Here is a 16,415-nt window from a genome sequence, read left to right as displayed (position 1 = left end):
CGGCGCGGCCAGTCCCGGGCCTACCTCGGCGACGACGCCGTCGCGGATCAGCAGGTCGGTCGGCGCGGCGCCGACGACGCTCACGTTGGTGATCAGGTACGCGGTCACAGCTTGTTCCCCCCGAGCAGGAGATAGAGGACGGCCATCCGCACGGAGACCCCGTTGGCGACCTGTTCGACGATGGTGGAGCGGGGCGAGTCGGCGACCTCGGGCGTGATCTCCATGCCCCGGTTCATCGGCCCGGGGTGCATGACGATCGCGTGCTCGGGCAGCCGGCGCATCCGCGGGCCGTCCAGCCCGTAGCGGCGGGCGTACTCGCGGGCGGAGGGGAAGTAGGAGTCGTTCATCCGCTCCCGCTGCACCCGCAGCATCATCACCACGTCCACGTCGGGGAGAACGACGTCGAGGTCGTAGGAGACGTCGGTGCCGGGGGCGAGCGCCGCCGCGATGTCCACCGGGATGAGCGTGGGCGGGCCGACCAGGGTGACCTTCGCGCCGAGGGTGGACAGCAGCAGCACGTTGGAGCGGGCCACCCGGGAGTGCAGCACGTCACCGACCACGGCGACCCGCAGGCCGGCGAGCCGGCCCAGCCGGGAGCGCATCGTGTACGCGTCGAGCAGCGCCTGGGTGGGGTGCTCGTGGGTGCCGTCGCCGGCGTTGACCACCGACCCGGCCACCCAGTCGGCCAGCCGGTGCGGCGCGCCGGAGGCGGGGTGCCGGACGACCACCGCGTCGGCCCCCATGGCCTGGAGGGTGAGCGCGGTGTCCTTCAGGCTCTCCCCCTTGGCGACGCTGGAGCCCTTGGCCGAGAAGTTGATCACGTCGGCGCTGAGCCGCTTCGCCGCCGCCTCGAAGGAGATCCGGGTCCGGGTGGAGTCCTCGTAGAACAGGTTCACCACGGTCCGGCCGCGCAGCGCGGGCAGCTTCTTGACCTCGCGCCCGGCGACGGTGGCCATCTCGGCCGCGGTGTCCAGGATCTGGGTGGCGGCGGCGGCGTCCAGGTCGGCGCCGGAGAGCAGGTGGCGGATCATGAGGGGAGCGCCTCTCCGTACAGCCGGACCTCGTCCGCGCCGTCGGTCTCGGCGAGGGTGACCCGCACGCTCTCGGCCAGCGCGGTCGGGATGTTCTTGCCCACGTAGTCGGCGCGGATGGGCAACTGCCGGTGGCCCCGGTCGACCAGCACGGCGAGTTGCACCGAGGCGGGGCGGCCGACGTCGCCGAGCGCGTCGAGGGCGGCCCGGACCGTGCGGCCGGAGAACAGCACGTCGTCGACGAGGACAACCCGCTGGCCGTCGATCCCGCCGGGCGGAAGCTGGGTCGGGCCGACCGCTCGGGTGGCGTTGCGACGCAGGTCGTCGCGGTAGAGGGTGATGTCGAGCACACCGACCGGGACGACGATGTCCTCGAAGGTGCTGATCCGGGCGGCGAGCCGCCGCGCCAGCGGCGCACCCCGGGTGGGGATGCCGAGCAGCACGGTGTCGGCGGCGCCCTGGGTCTTCTCCAGGATCTGGTGGGCGATGCGGTCCACCACCCGCGAGACGTCCGCTGCGGTGAGGATCACCTTCACCGAGGGTTGTCGCGGTGGCGACGGGTGGGCAGCCGGTGGGTAGGCCACGGCGGACCTCCTTCCCCGCCTCACGGGACGGGTCGTTAAAGGATGTCTGGCACCTCCGGCGGACCGCGAACGGGCCGGACCGGGGCTTCACGCCACGTTACCAGCGGTCACGTGGTACGCCGCCGCCGGCACTGACCCCTGGATCAGGGTGGCGAATCGGGATAAGTCACCCTGCGCTCCCCAACGGTAGGGTCACGACCACTTGACCAGGTGTCGCAATCCCCGTACCGTCACGCTCCGTAGCGATCGCTGGGAGAACCCCGAGCAGCACTGGGAGTGTCCGAATGCCCTCTGAATACGCCAAGTCGCTGGGTGCCCGCCTGCGCTCCATCCGCCAGCAGCAGGGCCTGTCCCTGCAAGGGGTGGAGGAGAAGTCGAACGGGCGGTGGAAGGCCGTGGTGGTCGGCTCGTACGAGCGCGGTGACCGCGCCGTCACGGTGTCCCGCCTGGCCGAGCTGGCCGACTTCTACCGGGTGCCCGTCTCCGAGCTGCTGCCCGACGGCAGCGGGGTACGCCACGAGCCCACCAGCAAGATCGTGCTGGACCTGGAGCGGCTCTACGACGAGGCCTCCGAGGAGCTGGCCTACGTCGCCCGGTACGCCCGCGCCATCCAGCAGCAGCGCGGCGACTACAACGGCCGGGTGCTCTCCATCCGCGCCGACGACCTGCGCGCCCTGGCGATCGTCTACGACGCCTCGCCGTCCGGCCTGATCGAGCGCCTCACCGAGCACGGCGTGCTCGTCGCCGACCCGCGGGCGTTCTTCGCCTCCTGACCCAGGTCGACCGAGCGAAGGGCCCGTGCCGGACGGCACGGGCCCTTCGCTCGTCGTGTGGGGCGCGGCGACGCCGCCGACTCAGCGGGTGGCGTACTCGGCGATCCGGCCGAGCACCCCGTTGAGGAAGCGCGGCGAGTCGTCGGTCGACATCTGCCGGGCCAGCTCGACGGCCTCGCTGATCGCCACCGCGTCGTCGAGCTCGTCGACGTAGAGCAGCTCGTACACCGCGATCCGGGCCAGGTTGCGGTCGACGACCGGCATCCGGTCCAGCGTCCAGCCCTCGGCGTAGCTGGCGATCAGCTCGTCGATCCGGTCCAGGTGCGCGGCCACCCCCTCGACGAGGCCGACCGCGTACCCGAGGTGCTCCGGGTGGGGCTTCTCGATCCGCTCGACGTAGCCGGCGAGCACCTCCACCGGGGGCCGGTTGCGCAGGTCGGCCTCGTAGAGCACGTCCAGCGCCCGCTTGCGCGCCTTGCGGCGCGCCGGCATCTGCTGCTTGGCGCCCTCGGCCATCAGGCGCGGCCGAGGTAACGGCCGTCGCGGGTGTCGACCTTGATCTTCTCGCCGGTGGTGATGAACAGCGGCACCTGCACGGTCGCGCCGGTCTCGACGGTCGCCGGCTTGTTGCCGCCGGTGGACCGGTCGCCCTGCAGGCCCGGCTCGGTGTAGGTGATCTCCAGCACGACGGAGGTCGGCAGCTCGATGTAGAGCGGCACGCCCTCGTGGGTGGCGACGGTCGCCTCGGCCTCCGGGAGGAGGTAGTTGGCCGCCTCCCCCACGGTGCCGCCGGGGACGGTGATCTGGTCGAACGTCTCCAGGTCCATGAAGACGTAGTCCTCGCCGTCGGCGTAGAGGTACTGCATCGTGCGCTTGTCCACGGTCGCGGTCTCGACCTTGGTGCCCGCGTTGAAGGTCTTGTCGACCACCTTGCCGGACAGCACGTTCTTCAGGGTGGTACGCACGAAGGCACCACCCTTACCGGGCTTGACGTGCTGGAACTCGACGACGGACCAGAGCTCTCCGTCGAGGTTGAGTACCAGGCCGTTCTTCAGGTCGTTGGTGGAGGCCATTTCCTGCCTTGATCATCAATTGGCGGACAGACCTGGCAAGTCTACTAGCTGCCGGCACCGGCCGTCCCCGCCGTCAGCCGCCGGTCGCTTCCGCCCCCGCTCGGGCCGCCAGGTGACGCAGGGCGAGACGGTAGCCGTCGACGCCCAGCCCGCAGATCACCCCGGTCGCCACGGCCGAGACCACCGAGTGCCGGCGGAACTCCTCCCGGGCGTGGATGTTGGAGAGGTGCACCTCGACCAGGGGGCCGCGCAGCATCGCGCAGGCGTCCCGGACCGCGATCGAGTAGTGCGACCAGGCGGCCGGGTTGAGCACCACCGCCGCGCCCTCGTCGGCCGCCCCGTGCAGCCAGCCGACCAGCTCGTGCTCGGCGTCGGTCTGCCGGACCACCACGTCCAGCCCCAGCTCCCGGCCGGTCCGCACGCACAGCGTCACCAGGTCGGCGTAGCTGGTCGCCCCGTACACGTCGACCTGGCGGGTGCCCAGCCGGCCCAGGTTCGGCCCGTTCAGCACGTACACCCTCATGTGCTGCCTTTCGTTCGCGACTGCGGGGCTCCGCTGCGCTGCACTCCTCGCGCTCACCGGCATCGCCTCTCGTTCGCGACTGCGGGGCTCCGCTGCGCTGCACTCCTCGCGCTCACCGGGAGGTGATCTCCTCGTACGCGGCGTGCAGCAGCTCGTCGTCCGGGCCCTCCAGGATCGCCGGGCGGGCCAGGCCGTCGAGCACCACGAACCGCAGCCGCGAGCCGCGGGTCTTCTTGTCCACCCGCATCGCGGCCAGCAGCGCCGGCCACGCGTCGGCCCGGTAGCCCGTCGGCAGCCCGAGCGCCGTGAGCACCGTGCGGTGCCGCCGCGCGGTCGCGGGGTCCAGCCGGCCGGCCAGCCGGGCCAGCTCGCCCGCGTAGACCAGGCCGACGGCGACGGCGTGCCCGTGCCGCCAGCGGTACCCCTCCACCTTCTCGATGGCGTGGGCCAGGGTGTGGCCGTAGTTGAGCACCTCACGCACCCCGGACTCGCGCAGGTCGCCGGAGACCACGTCGGCCTTGACCCGGATCGCCCGCTCGACCAGTTCCCGGACCACCGGCGAGGTCGGGTCGGTGGCCGCGGCCCGGTCCCGCTCGACCAGGTCGAGGATCACCGGGTCGGCGATGAACCCGCACTTGACCACCTCGGCCAGGCCGGCCGCCAGGTCGGCCGGCGGGAGGCTGTCGAGCACCGCGAGGTCGCACAGCACCCCGACCGGCGGGTGGAAGCCGCCGACCAGGTTCTTGCCGGCCGCGGTGTTGATCCCGGTCTTGCCGCCGACGGCGGCGTCGACCATGCCGAGCAGCGAGGTCGCCACCGGCACCCAGCGCACCCCGCGCAGCCAGCAGGCCGCGACGAAGCCGGCCAGGTCGGTGACCGCGCCGCCGCCCACCCCGACCACCGCGTCGGTACGGGTGAAGCCCGCCTCGCCGAGCCGGTCCCAGCACGCGGCGGCCACCTCGATGGCCTTGCCCGCCTCGGCGTCCGGCACCTGCACGGTCAGCGGGGCCATCCCGGCGGCGGCCAGGCGGGCGCCGAGCGCGTCGGCCAGCCCCGTCAGCGGCGGCGCGTACAACACCGCCACCCGGGTCGCGCCGGGCAGCAACGTCGGGAGCGTGTCGAGCAGGTCGCGTCCCACCAGCACGTCGTACGGCCGCTCGCCGCCGACCGGAATACGGGTCACCTCGTCCATCGCCCGGCAGCCTAGTCCAGCCGGCGGGGCCCCGGCGGCGACTGTCCACTCCGTGGCGGGCGGATCGTCACCGGGGCGTGACCAGCACGGCCCGGCAGCGTTTAGCCAGGAGAAGCGGGGGGCAGCGTTCAGCACGCACCGGCCTACGAGGCGGAGGTACCCGCGATGACCACACCCACGACCGACGACACCGACACCCGGGCGCCCGCCACGATCGACGGCGTCGACATCCGGGTGCCCGCCACCATCCTCGGCGTCGGCCTCGGCGGCTTCGCCGACGGCATCGTGCTGCACCAGGTGCTCCAGTGGCACCACATGCTCAGCAGCACCGGCAGCGACAACGTCGGGGTGAAGGCATACCCGGTGGACACGGTGCCCGGGCTGGAGATGAACACCCTGTGGGACGGGATCTTCCACGTGGTGACCTGGGTGGCGGTGCTGGCCGGCCTGGCCCTGCTCTACGCCCGGGTGACCCGGTCCCGGGGCCGGCTGTGGCGCTCGCCGGTGCTGTGGGGCTGGGCGCTGGTCGGCTGGGGGTTGTTCAACCTCGTCGAGGGGGTCGTCGACCACCACCTGCTCGGCATCCACCACGTGCGCGGCGGCGCGTACCGGACCTGGTGGGACCTCGGGTTCCTGGCGCTCGGCGCGGTGCTGGTCGCCGCCGGCTGGCTGGTGCAGCGCCGCGGCACGGCCGTGGACCTCTGCGCCGACCGGCGGTGACCCCGGCCCACGCCGGCCACGGCGCGTTCGCCCCGGGGCCGGCGCTGCTCGTACCCCTGGCGTTGTTCTGGATCTACCTCGCCGCCGCGCTGCGGCAGCGGGGCCCGGGCGGCGGCGGGTGGCCGCACCGGCGGACGGCGGCCTTCGGCGCCGGCACGGGTCTGCTCGCGGTCGGGCTCGCCCTGCCGGCCGGCGGCTTCGCCGCGCACATGTGGCAGCACCTGCTGATCGGCATGCTCGCGCCGCTGGGCCTGGTGCTCGGCGCGCCGGGCACCCTGCTGCTGCGCACGGTGCACCGGCGGCGCGGCCGGGCGCTGGTCCGGCTGCTGCGCCGACCGGCCGTGGACGCGCTGGCCCACCCGGTCATCGGACTGGCGCTGACCGCCGGCGGGCTGTACCTGCTGTACCTGACGCCGCTGTACCGGGCCACCCTGACGTCGCCGCCGCTGCACCACCTGGTGCACCTGCACTTCCTGCTCGCCGGTTGCCTGTTCACCTGGTCGGTCGCCGGCCCCGATCCCGGCCCGCACCGGCCCCGGGTGCCGGTCCGGCTGGTGGTGCTCGGCGTCGCCGTCGCCGCCCACGCCACCCTCTCCCAGCTCCTGTACGCCGGGCTGGCCGTGGACGTGCCGGGCCCGCCCGAGCAGCTCCGGGCCGGGGCGACGGTCATGTACTACGGGGGCGACCTGGCCGAGATCGGCCTCGCCCTGGCCCTCCTCGCCACCTGGCGACCGGTGCGGAAGGCCCCGCGGCCGGCGGTTCGGTCGTGTCCGGTGCCGGAGGCGGCCCGTCCCTGACCCTAGCCTGGGGCCGGGCGGGCCTCAGGGCTTGAGCAGGGCCGCGATCTCGGCGGCGATCTCCTCCGGGGCCCGCCCGTCGGTCACCACGGTCGCGGTCGCCACCTCGGCGTAGAGCGGGCGGCGCTGATCCATCAGGTGCTTCAGCGTCGCCCGCGGGTTGATCGCCAGCAGCGGCCGGCCGGCGCCCAGCCCGACCCGCCGCACCGCGTCGGGCAGCTCGACGCTCAGGTGCACCACGGTGTGCCCAACCAAGGCGGCCCGGTTCTCCTCCGCGAGCACCGCGCCACCGCCGAGGGCGAGCACGCCCGCGCAGGAGGCCAGCGCCGCGGCGGTGGCGGCCCGTTCGAGGGCACGGAAGTGCGCCTCGCCCTCGTCGATGAAGATCTCCGGGATCGGCTTGCCGGCCAGCCGCTCGATGTCGGCGTCGGTGTCCCGGAACTGCACCCCGAGCAGCGCGGCGAGCGCCTCCCCGACGGTGCTCTTGCCGGACCCCGGCGACCCGACGAGGACACAGACCGGCCGGGTCCTCCCGCTCATCGGATCACCAGGTGGTCGAGGTAGCCGGCCAGGTTACGGCGGATCTCGGCCACCGAGTCGCCGCCGAACTTCTCCGTGGCGGCCTCGGCGAGCACCAGGGCCACCATCGCCTCGGCGACCACGGCGGCGGCCGGCACGGCGCACACGTCGGAGCGCTGGTTGATCGCCGTCGCCGGCTCCCCCGTGGTCACGTCGACGGTGGCCAGGGCCCGGTTCAGCGAGGAGATCGGCTTCATCGCCGCCTTCACCCGCAGCGGCTCGCCGGTGGTGATGCCGCCCTCCAGGCCACCGGCCCGGTCGGTCACCCGGCGCACCCCGGTCGCGGTCGGGATGATCTCGTCGTGCGCCTCGGAGCCCCGGGAGCGGGCCTGCTGCCAGCCGTCGCCGATCTCCACGCCCTTGATCGCCTGGATGGACATCAGCGCCGTGGCGAGCCGGGCGTCGAGCTTGCGGTCCCACTGCACGTGGCTGCCCAGGCCCGGCGGCACCCCGTACGCCAGCACCTCGACCACGCCGCCGAGGGTGTCGGCGGCCTTCTTCGCGGCGTCGACCTCGGCGACCATCCGGGCGCTGGCCTCCGGGTCGAGGCAGCGCAGCGGGTCGGCGTCGATCCGCTCGGCGTCCTCCGGCGTCGGTCGCAGCCCCGGCTTCACGGCGACCGGGCCCAGCTCCACCACGTGCGAGACGATCTCGATGCCGAGGGCCTGCCGCACCAGCGCCTTCGCCACCGTGCCGACGGCGACCCGGGCGGCGGTCTCCCGCGCGCTGGCCCGCTCCAGGATCGGCCGGGCGTCGGTGTGGCCGTACTTCTGCATGCCGGCGAGGTCGGCGTGGCCCGGGCGCGGGCGGGTCAGCGGCGCGTTGCGGGCCTGCTGCGCCAGCTCGTCGGGGTCCACCGGGTCGGCGGCCATCACCGTCTGCCACTTGGGCCACTCGGAGTTGCCGATCCGGATGGCCACCGGGCTGCCCAGGGTGACGCCGTGCCGGAGGCCGCCGATGATCTCGACCTCGTCCCGCTCGAACGACATCCGGGCACCCCGGCCATAGCCGAGCCGGCGGCGGGCCAGCTCACCGGCGATCTCGCCGGTGGTCACCTCGATCCCGGCGGGCACGCCCTCCAGCATCGCGACGAGGGCGGGACCGTGCGATTCACCTGCAGTCAGCCAACGCAACACGTCGGCAAGTCTGTCACGACCGGGTTACCTCCCACGGCACCGCCCGCCGTGTCCCGCCCTGCGGACGCCGCGTCCGCGCCGGGCCAGGGCCCGGTGTCCGCGTTGGGGTGCCGCAGATCTCTCCGCGGCACCCCAACGGTTCACGCCGACCGTCCGCCTCGCCCCGGGATCCAGGAGTAGACCTGCGATCCGAGCAGTGGCACCTGCTGTCCGCTCTTCAGGGCCAGCGGTGCGGGCCGCCGGCCGTGACGGCCCGCACCACGGCGGTCAGCGCTCGGCGAGGGTGCGCGCGTCGGCGGCGATCACCCCGGCCACGCCGGCGGGCAGGAGCTTGCCGGCCTGCTGGTCGGCGTACCGGGCCAGCTCGGCGTACCGGCCCTTGACCAGGTGGTTGGTGAGCACGGTGAGGGCCTGGTCCTGGGCCCCGGAGGTGAGCACCAGGTGCCCGAGGCCGGCCGGGGTGACCAGGACGGTGAAGGCGGCCTCGGCGGTCGCGGTGCCCTTGGGGCCGGTCACCTCCGCGCGGAGCTGGTGCTTTCCGGGCGCCAGCCGGGTCAGGTCGAGCGGCTGGCCCGCCGGGACCGCCTGGCCGTCGAGGGTGACGGTCACGGTGTCGGCGTCGGTGGCCGGCACGGTGAGCACCGGCCGCTGCGCCCGGTCCAGCTTCGCGCCGTCGGCCGGGGCGGCGATCGAGACGGTCGGCGCGGCGGCGCCGAGCTGGCCGGCCGCGCTCCAGCCGGCCAGCTCGGCCGGCCGGTTGGTGATGATGCCGTCGGTGCCGATCCGCTCCAGCTGCTGCCACTGGGCCGGCGAGTCGACCGTCCAGGCCAGCACCGCGACGCCCGCGGCGTGCAGGTCGGCGACCACGGCGGGCCGGGCCAGCAGCGCCGCCCCGGTCGGGTTGTACGCGGTCAGGCCCAGGTCCCGGGAGACGGCCACCGGGTCGGCGTCCAGGCTGCCCCGGAGCAGGCCGAGCGGCAGCTCGGGGGCCAGTTCGCGGGTGTACCGCAGCGCGTCGACCTCGAAGCTCTGCACGAAGACCCGGCCGGCCATCCGCTCGGCGCGGATCACCTCGACGATCCGGGCCACCTCGTCGCGGGTGTGCGCGCCCTTGATCTCCAGCAGCAGGTTGCCGCCCCGGGCCCGCAGGTCGGTGAGCTGCTCGGCCAACGTCGGCAGCCGGGCCCCGGCGTACTGCGGGGCGAACCAGGAGCCGGCGTCGAGGGCCTTGAGCTGGTCGGCGGTCAGGCTCCGGATCGCGCCCGTGCCGTCGGTGGTGCGGTCGACGGTGCCGTCGTGCAGCACGAACGGCACCCCGTCGCGGCTCGGCTGGACGTCGTTCTCGACGAAGTCCGCGCCGGCCCGGCGGGCGATCTCCTGCGCCACGAGGGTGTTCTCCGGGGCGGCGGCGGACGCGCCACGGTGCGCGACGACGGTCAGCGGGGCGCCGGCCGGGCGCAGGTAGCCGTTGGGCGGCAGCTCGGTGACCCGCACGTCGTCGAAGGAGACGCTGCCGCCGTTGACGACCAGCGCCTGCCCGCCGTCGGTGGACCGGGTCAGGCTGCTGGTACGCAGGAGCTGCCGGCCGTCGAGGAACCAGCGGGCCTGGTTGCCGTGCACCTCCACGGCGACCTTCATGTCCCGCCCGGTGCCGGCGGCGTACCCGGCGGAGCCGGTGTTGGTGACGTTCCAGGAGTTGGCGGTGGTGAGCTGGGCGAACTCCAGGCCGTTGGCGGCCGTGGTGCCGCTGCGCATGGTGGCGATCCACCAGGGGGTGCTGCCGTCGGCGGGCACGTCCAGGCCGAGCGCCGTCCACCGGGTCGCCTCGGCGACGGACTCGAACCGGACGGTCGCGGAGAACCGGAAGTCGGTCAGGTGCCGGCCGAAGGTGATCTTCTTCGTGCCGCTGGTGGCGGTGCCGTGCAGCCGGCCGTCGCGCACCGTCCACTCGCCGTCGATCGCGCGCCAGCCGGCGGGCAGCGTACCGGAGGAGAAGTCCTCGGCAACGACGACGTCGCCGGGCCGGGCGGCGGCGGGGGCGGAGGTCTGGACGGCGGCGAACACGCCGGCGGTCGTGGCGAGCGCCGCGAGCGCGGCGACGGCCCGGCGCGGGCGTCGCCGCCCGGCGGGGCGGGAAAGCGTCAACATGACCGCAGATGCTAGGGACCGCACCGAAACACCCGGTGTCGAAGCCGGCGACGGGCAGCCGACCTGCGGATGTACATCAGATGATCTTGCCCGCCCGGGGATACGCGCCGCCGGGCCGCGAGTGGACTCCTACGTGCGGGGGCCTCACCGGCACCGGGATGGCACGACGATGTCACTGACATGGCGGTATCCGGTTGACGGAATACCGCCATGTCAGTGACGCAGAGTCGATCATGGTAGGCGGGCCCGCCAGCGCGGGGCGCGGCCGGGTCGGCGCGGCCGGGTCACCGGACCGGGCGGATCTCGATCCCGACCTCGGCGGAGAGCGCGGCGGCCATCGCCGGCACCGGCGCGCGGACGCCGGTGAAGTGCTCGAACTGGCCGACGGCCTGGGCGACCAGCAGGTCCAGGCCGGAGACCACCCGGCACCCGGCGGCCCCGGCCGAGGCCGCGAGGGGGGTCGGCCAGGGGTCGTAGAGCGCGTCGAAGTAGACCGCGCCCGGCTTCCACCGGGCGCCCGCGGCCAGCGGGTCGGCGACCCCCTTCGGCACGGTGGAGACCACCACGTCGGCGTCGGTGTGGCCGGCCGCGTCGGCCCAGTCGGCGCCGGCGAGCGTGAGACCCAGGGCGTCGGCGGCGGGCCGCAGCTCGTCGATCGCCGAGGCGCGCCGGGCCACCACGGTCACGGTGCCCGAGCCGAGGCGGGCGGCGGCGGCCAGGGCGGCCCGGCCGGTGCCACCCGCGCCGAGCACGGTCACCCGGGCGCCGGGTCGCACGTCGGCCGCCGCCAGCAGCTCGACCATCCCGGCGGCGTCGGTGTTGTCCGCGTACCAGGAGCCGTCGGGCCGGTGGACCAGCGTGTTCGCCGCGCCCATCGCGGCGGCCACCGGCGACACCTCGGCGGCGAGGGCGAGGGTCGCCTCCTTGCACGGCATGGTCACCGACAGCCCGGCCCACTCGGGGCCGAGGCCGGCGACCATGGCCGGCAGCTCCGCCTCCGCGCACTCGATCGTCGTGTACGACCACCCGGCGAGGCCGGCGGCGGCGTAGCCGGCGTTGTGGATCACCGGGGAGAGGGAGTGGCTGATCGGCTTGCCGACCACCGCCGCCCGCCGAGGCGTCGTCATCAGATGATCCCGGCCTCCCTGGCCTTCGCCTCGTTCTTCTGGTGCTTCTCGTACGTCTCGGCGAAGGCCGAGTGCCCCTGCTTGTCGATCGCCACGAAGTAGAGCCACTTGCCCGGCGGCGGGTCCATCGCCCCCTGGAGGGCCTCCTTGCCGGGGTTGTTGATCGGGGTGGGGATCATCCCGCGCAGCTTGCGGTTGTACGGGTTCTTCGGGTTGTCCAGCTCGGCCGGGGTCATGTCCTTCGAGCGCTTGCCCTCCTGGCCGATCGACTCGAAGTAATAGTTGACCGTGACGTCCATCTCCAGGCAGTTGCAGAAGAACTCGCCGTACACCCGGTTGTAGGCGACCCGGGCGACCTTGCCGAGGTCGTCCTTGTTCCCCGCCTCGGCCTGGGCCAGCGACGCGACGATCAGCGCCTCGTACGGGCTGATCCCGCCGCGCTCCTTCTGGACCTGGTCGGCGAACTTCAGCTCCCCGGTGACCGCGACGAAGTTCTCCACCATCAGGCTCAGGATGCTCTCGGCGGTGGCCTTCGGCGGGATCTCGTAGGTGTCCGGGAAGAGGAAGCCCTCGATGGACTTCTTGACCGGCTTGCCGTCGGTGCGCTTGAACCACCAGTCCGGCACGCCGAGCGCCTCCGGGTCCTTCGCGGCGGCCTCGAACTCCTTGACCGGGATCTCGGTCTTCTCCGAGAGCAGCTTGTAGATGCCCTTGGCCGTGCGCCCCTCGGGGATGGTGAGCCCGTTGGTGACCTTGTTCTTCAGGTCCAGCAGCATGATCAGGGCCTGCTCGCCGCTCATCTGCTTGCGCACCTTGTACGTGCCGGGCTGGATGTTCTTGCTCCGCGAGTTCGCCTCGGCCGCCTCGATGAACGCCTTGGAACTCTTGACCACCCCGGCGGTGTAGAGCGCGTTGGCCATGTCGGCGAGCAGCGCGCCCTGCTTGATCTCGACCGTCACCTCGCCGCTGCCGGACCCGTCGTAGTCGGGGGTGACGAAGTAGCTCTGGATCCGGTCGAAGCCGTAGAAGGCCCCGCCGCCGATGACCCCGAGCAGCACGAAGGCCATGAGCAGGGCGAGGACGGTCTTGCCCCGGCCGCCCGAGGACTCGCCCTTGCGCTTGCGCACGTAGCTGCGCCGGTGCTTGCCCTTGTCGCCGCTCCGCTCCGAGTCGTCGAAACCAAGGTCCAGATCGTCGATCATCGCGTCCGCCTCCGCTGCGCGTCCAGCCAGCTCTGCAGGATCTCGACCGCGGCGGCCTGGTCGACCACCGCGCGTTGGCGCTTTCCCCGGACGCCACGCTCGGCCAGCCTACGAGAAGCCACCACGGTCGACATCCTCTCGTCAGTGAGCGTTACCGGAACGGGCGCTATTACATCAGCCAACCGGTCAGCGTACGCCTTCACGTTTCGCGCCGCCGGGCCGTGCTGACCAGCGAGATTGACCGGAAGGCCGACGACGACCTCGACGCACTCGTGCTCGGCGACCAGCGCGGCCAGCTCGGCCAGGTCGCTCGGGACGGCGTCCGAGGCGGCGGTCAGGTCCCGGGCGAGGGTGACCAGCGGGGTGGCCAGCACCCCGTGCGGGTCCGATCGGGCCACCCCGACCCGGACCTGCCCGACGTCCACCCCCAGGCGGACTCCACGCCACGATTCGGTCATCAGTTCCCCACCCTGCCCTGGCACGAGTCAGGGCGAACCGGGACGGTCCGCCCTGACTCGACGTGCGATGCGCTCACGCGTCGGCGATCGCCTTCTCGACGGTGGCGAGCAGCTTCGGTGCCTCGGCGGCCGGCAGGCCACCGCCCTGGGCGACCTCGTCGCTGCCGCCACCCCGACCGGAGAAGGCGGCCTTGACCAGGTCCTTCGCGGTCAGCCCCCGGCCCCGGGCGGCGGCGTTCACGGCCACCACCAGGGACGCCTTGCCGTTCGAACGGGCCGCGACGGCCACCACGGCCGGCCGCGCCGGGTCGATCTTGCCCCGGATCTCCTGGGCCAGGGTCCGCACGTCGTTGCCGGCCGCGCCCTCGGGCGCCTCGGTGCCGACGTACGCCACCCCGCGGACGTTCTTCGCCTGCCCGGCCAGGGCCGCCGCGCCGCCGAGCACGAGCTGGGCGCGCAGCTTCTCCAGCTCCTTCTCCGCGTCGCGGAGCTGGGTGACGGTCTGCTCCACCCGGTCGGCGACCTGGTCGCCGGGAACCCGGAACAGCTCGGCGAGCCGGGATACCAGCAGGTGCTCGCGGGCCAGGAAGCCGAAGGCGTCCATGCCCACCAGGGCCTCGATCCGCCGCACCCCGGAGCCGACCGACGCCTCGGAGAGGATCTTGACCAGGCCGAGCTGGGCCGAGCGGGCCACGTGGGTGCCGCCGCACAGCTCCCGGGCGTAGTCGCCGACCTCGACGACCCGGACCCGCTCGCCGTACTTCTCGCCGAACAGCGCCATCGCGCCGATCCGGCGGGCCTCCGCCTGGGTGGTGATGAAGGCGTGCACCTCCAGGTCGGCCAGGAGCACCTCGTTGACCTGCTGCTCCACGTCGTGCAGCACGCTGGGCGCCACCCCGGTCGGGGTGTTGAAGTCGAACCGCAGCCGGCCCGGGGCGTTCAGCGAACCGGCCTGGGTGGCCGACTCGCCGAGGAAGTTGCGCATCGTCTGGTGCACCAGGTGGGTGGCGGTGTGCGAGCGGGAGATCGCCCGCCGCCGGGTCACGTCGATCTCGGCGTACCCGGTCTCGCCGGCGCGCACCTCGCCCCGGACCACCCGGGCCCGGTGCACGATCAGGCCCGGCACCGGCTGCTGCACGTCGAAAACCTCGACCTGCCCACCGCCGACGGTGATCAGACCCTGGTCGGGCTGCTGGCCGCCGCCCTCGGCGTAGAACGGGGTGGTGTCCAGCACCAGCTCGACCGTGTCGCCCTCGACCGCCGCGCCGACCTCGCCGCCGGCGGACAGCACCGCGCGGACCCGGGACTCCCGGTTCAGCTCGGTGTACCCGGTGAACTCCACCGGACCGCCCGCGTCCAGCACCGACCGGTACGCCGACACGTCGGTGTGCCCGGTCTTGCGCGCCCGCGCGTCGGCCTTGGCCCGGCTGCGCTGGTCGGCCATCAGCCGGCGGAAGCCCTCGGCGTCCACCGTCAGGCCCTGCTCGGCCGCGATCTCCAGGGTCAGGTCGATCGGGAAGCCGTAGGTGTCGTGTAGCTGGAAGGCCTTGTCGCCGGACAGCGCCGCCTTGCCCGCCGACCGGGTCTCGGCGATCGCCGTGTCCAGGATCGTCGTCCCGGCGCGCAGCGTCGCCAGGAAGGCGTCCTCCTCGGCGTACGCGTACTGCGAGATCCGGTCGAACTCGGCCGCCAGCTCCGGGTACGACGGGGCCATGCAGTCCCGCGCCACCGGCAGCAGCTCGGGCAGCGCCCGGTCCTGGTAGCCCAGCAGGCGCACCGAGCGGATGGCGCGGCGCATGATCCGGCGCAGCACGTAGCCGCGCCCCTCGTTGCTCGGGGTGACCCCGTCGCCGATCAGCATCAGCGCGGTGCGGACGTGGTCGGCGATCACCCGCAGCCGCACGTCGTCGGGGTGCGACTCGCTGGCCACGTGGCCGGAGTGCGCGCCGTACCGCTTGCCGGTCAGCTCGGCGGCCCGGGCCAGGATCGGCCGGACCTCGTCGATCTCGTAGAGGTTGTCGACGCCCTGGAGGATGGACGCCATCCGCTCCAGGCCCATGCCGGTGTCGATGTTCTTCGCCGGCAGCTCACCGACGATCCGGAAATGCTCCTTGCTGGTGACGTCGGCGATCTCGTACTGCATGAAGACGAGGTTCCAGAACTCCATGTACCGGTCCTCGTCGACCTCCGGCCCGCCCTCGCGCCCGTACTCCGGGCCCCGGTCGTAGAACAGCTCGGAGCACGGCCCGGCCGGGCCGGGGATGCCCATCGACCAGAAGTTGTCCTTCCGGCCCCGGCGGACGATCCGCTCGGCCGGCACGCCCACCGAGCGCCAGATCCCGAACGCCTCGTCGTCGTCGAGGTAGACCGTCGGCCAGACGCGCTCCGGGTCCAGCCCGAAGCCACCCTGCTCGACCGGCTTGGTGACCAGGTCCCAGGCGAGCGGGATCGCCCCGTCCTTGAAGTAGTCCCCGAAGGAGAAGTTGCCGTTCATCTGGAAGAACGTGCCGTGCCGGCTGGTCTTGCCGACCTCGTCGATGTCCGGGGTGCGGATGCACTTCTGCACGCTGACCGCCCGGGGGTGGGGCGGGGCCTGCTGCCCCAGGAAGTAGGGGACGAACTGCACCATGCCGGCGTTGACGAACAGCAGGTTCGGGTCGCTGATGGCGGGCAGCGGAGCGGACGGCACCACGGCGTGGCCGTTCGCCTCGAAGTGCGCGAGGTACCGCCGCTTGATCTCCGCCGTCTTCATCGCTGGTGCTCCTCCGGAAAGATCTCTCGGTCGCCGATGCGCGGGTCCTCCCGCAACTCGGCGAACTGGTCGTCGAACGCCTCGCCCCGGGCGAATGCCTCGTGGATCTCCTGCTCCCGCTCGGCCATCCCGATCCGGACGTCCTCCACGAAGCTACGCAGCGACTCCACCAGCCCGCCAGCGGATTGTGACAGTCCTCCGGCGATGCCGGCCGGCGTGTACGCCTGCGCGGTACGGGTCGCCTTGCGGACCACCACCACGCCGACGGCCAACCCGATGCCCAGCCAGAACAGGCGCCTCATGATGTCATCCCTCCGTCG

At 73.3% G+C, this 16,415-nt stretch carries 17 protein-coding genes; 3 read left to right on the top strand and 14 right to left on the bottom strand.

Annotation, left to right across the window (positions count from 1 at the left end):
• Window positions 1–104: 104 nt before the first annotated feature.
• Both C5N14_RS26035 and pyrR read right to left on the bottom strand, forming a co-directional pair.
• Window positions 105–1,031 carry an aspartate carbamoyltransferase catalytic subunit gene (locus C5N14_RS26035; protein WP_117671650.1) on the bottom strand — a complete coding sequence of 309 codons (927 nt, stop codon included), beginning with the start codon at window positions 1,029–1,031 and terminating at the stop codon, window positions 105–107.
• Window positions 1,028–1,615, bottom strand: a complete 588-nt coding sequence (gene pyrR / locus C5N14_RS26030) for a bifunctional pyr operon transcriptional regulator/uracil phosphoribosyltransferase PyrR (RefSeq protein WP_117671648.1) — start codon at window positions 1,613–1,615, stop codon at window positions 1,028–1,030. Before pyrR ends, C5N14_RS26035 begins: the two co-directional genes overlap by 4 nt.
• 284 nt (window positions 1,616–1,899) lie before the next feature.
• Between pyrR and C5N14_RS26025 the strand changes: the two genes are divergently transcribed.
• Complete coding sequence (locus tag C5N14_RS26025; protein ID WP_091436620.1) at window positions 1,900–2,388, top strand: transcriptional regulator; 489 nt, start codon at window positions 1,900–1,902, stop codon at window positions 2,386–2,388.
• Window positions 2,389–2,469: 81 nt separating this feature from the next.
• Here C5N14_RS26025 and nusB read toward each other — a convergent pair whose 3' ends face one another.
• From nusB to aroB, 4 genes are all read right to left on the bottom strand, one after another.
• Entirely contained in the window at window positions 2,470–2,880 is a 411-nt protein-coding gene (gene nusB, locus C5N14_RS26020; protein WP_207892875.1) for a transcription antitermination factor NusB, read from the bottom strand.
• A gap of 23 nt (window positions 2,881–2,903) precedes the next feature.
• On the bottom strand, window positions 2,904–3,461 hold the full coding sequence (gene efp, locus C5N14_RS26015; RefSeq protein ID WP_117671644.1) for an elongation factor P: 558 nt from the start codon (window positions 3,459–3,461) through the stop codon (window positions 2,904–2,906).
• Window positions 3,462–3,534: 73 nt separating this feature from the next.
• A complete protein-coding gene (gene aroQ, locus C5N14_RS26010) occupies window positions 3,535–3,984 on the bottom strand; it encodes a type II 3-dehydroquinate dehydratase (protein WP_117671642.1) in 450 nt (149 codons plus the stop codon).
• Between the two features lie 112 nt (window positions 3,985–4,096).
• Window positions 4,097–5,176, bottom strand: a complete 1,080-nt coding sequence (aroB, locus tag C5N14_RS26005) for a 3-dehydroquinate synthase (protein ID WP_117671640.1) — start codon at window positions 5,174–5,176, stop codon at window positions 4,097–4,099.
• A 165-nt stretch (window positions 5,177–5,341) separates the two neighbouring features.
• Between aroB and C5N14_RS26000 the strand changes: the two genes are divergently transcribed.
• A complete protein-coding gene (locus C5N14_RS26000) occupies window positions 5,342–5,896 on the top strand; it encodes a DUF2243 domain-containing protein (RefSeq protein ID WP_243640034.1) in 555 nt (184 codons plus the stop codon).
• Window positions 5,893–6,693 (top strand): cytochrome c oxidase assembly protein, encoded by an 801-nt coding sequence (locus tag C5N14_RS25995; protein WP_117671638.1) that lies wholly within the window; start codon window positions 5,893–5,895, stop codon window positions 6,691–6,693. Before C5N14_RS26000 ends, C5N14_RS25995 begins: the two co-directional genes overlap by 4 nt.
• A gap of 24 nt (window positions 6,694–6,717) precedes the next feature.
• On the opposite strand, the gene C5N14_RS25990 is transcribed toward C5N14_RS25995, so the two are convergent.
• The 8 genes from C5N14_RS25990 to C5N14_RS25955 all read right to left on the bottom strand — a co-directional run bounded on the left by C5N14_RS25990 (window position 6,718) and on the right by C5N14_RS25955 (window position 16,397).
• Window positions 6,718–7,233, bottom strand: a complete 516-nt coding sequence (locus tag C5N14_RS25990; protein ID WP_117671636.1) for a shikimate kinase — start codon at window positions 7,231–7,233, stop codon at window positions 6,718–6,720.
• Window positions 7,230–8,408, bottom strand: coding sequence for a chorismate synthase (gene aroC / locus C5N14_RS25985; RefSeq protein WP_117671634.1), 1,179 nt, complete (start codon window positions 8,406–8,408; stop codon window positions 7,230–7,232). Before aroC ends, C5N14_RS25990 begins: the two co-directional genes overlap by 4 nt.
• A gap of 267 nt (window positions 8,409–8,675) precedes the next feature.
• On the bottom strand, window positions 8,676–10,556 hold the full coding sequence (locus C5N14_RS25980) for a glycerophosphodiester phosphodiesterase family protein (RefSeq protein ID WP_117671632.1): 1,881 nt from the start codon (window positions 10,554–10,556) through the stop codon (window positions 8,676–8,678).
• A gap of 284 nt (window positions 10,557–10,840) precedes the next feature.
• Entirely contained in the window at window positions 10,841–11,683 is an 843-nt protein-coding gene (locus C5N14_RS25975; protein ID WP_117671630.1) for a shikimate dehydrogenase, read from the bottom strand.
• Window positions 11,683–12,885, bottom strand: a complete 1,203-nt coding sequence (mltG, locus tag C5N14_RS25970) for an endolytic transglycosylase MltG (protein ID WP_117671628.1) — start codon at window positions 12,883–12,885, stop codon at window positions 11,683–11,685. The genes C5N14_RS25975 and mltG overlap by 1 nt, the downstream gene beginning before the upstream one ends.
• Window positions 12,882–13,343, bottom strand: coding sequence for a Holliday junction resolvase RuvX (gene ruvX / locus C5N14_RS25965; RefSeq protein WP_117671765.1), 462 nt, complete (start codon window positions 13,341–13,343; stop codon window positions 12,882–12,884). Before ruvX ends, mltG begins: the two co-directional genes overlap by 4 nt.
• A gap of 73 nt (window positions 13,344–13,416) precedes the next feature.
• Entirely contained in the window at window positions 13,417–16,095 is a 2,679-nt protein-coding gene (gene alaS / locus C5N14_RS25960) for an alanine--tRNA ligase (RefSeq protein WP_117671626.1), read from the bottom strand.
• Window positions 16,092–16,397, bottom strand: coding sequence for a hypothetical protein (locus C5N14_RS25955; RefSeq protein WP_117671624.1), 306 nt, complete (start codon window positions 16,395–16,397; stop codon window positions 16,092–16,094). Before C5N14_RS25955 ends, alaS begins: the two co-directional genes overlap by 4 nt.
• Between the last annotated feature and the right edge of the window lie 18 nt (window positions 16,398–16,415).

It is taken from the genome of Micromonospora sp. MW-13, assembly GCF_003434305.1.
Taxonomy (GTDB): domain Bacteria; phylum Actinomycetota; class Actinomycetes; order Mycobacteriales; family Micromonosporaceae; genus Micromonospora.
Note: the sequence above shows the minus strand (reverse complement) of the source record. Positions and strands in the feature narration are given on the sequence as shown.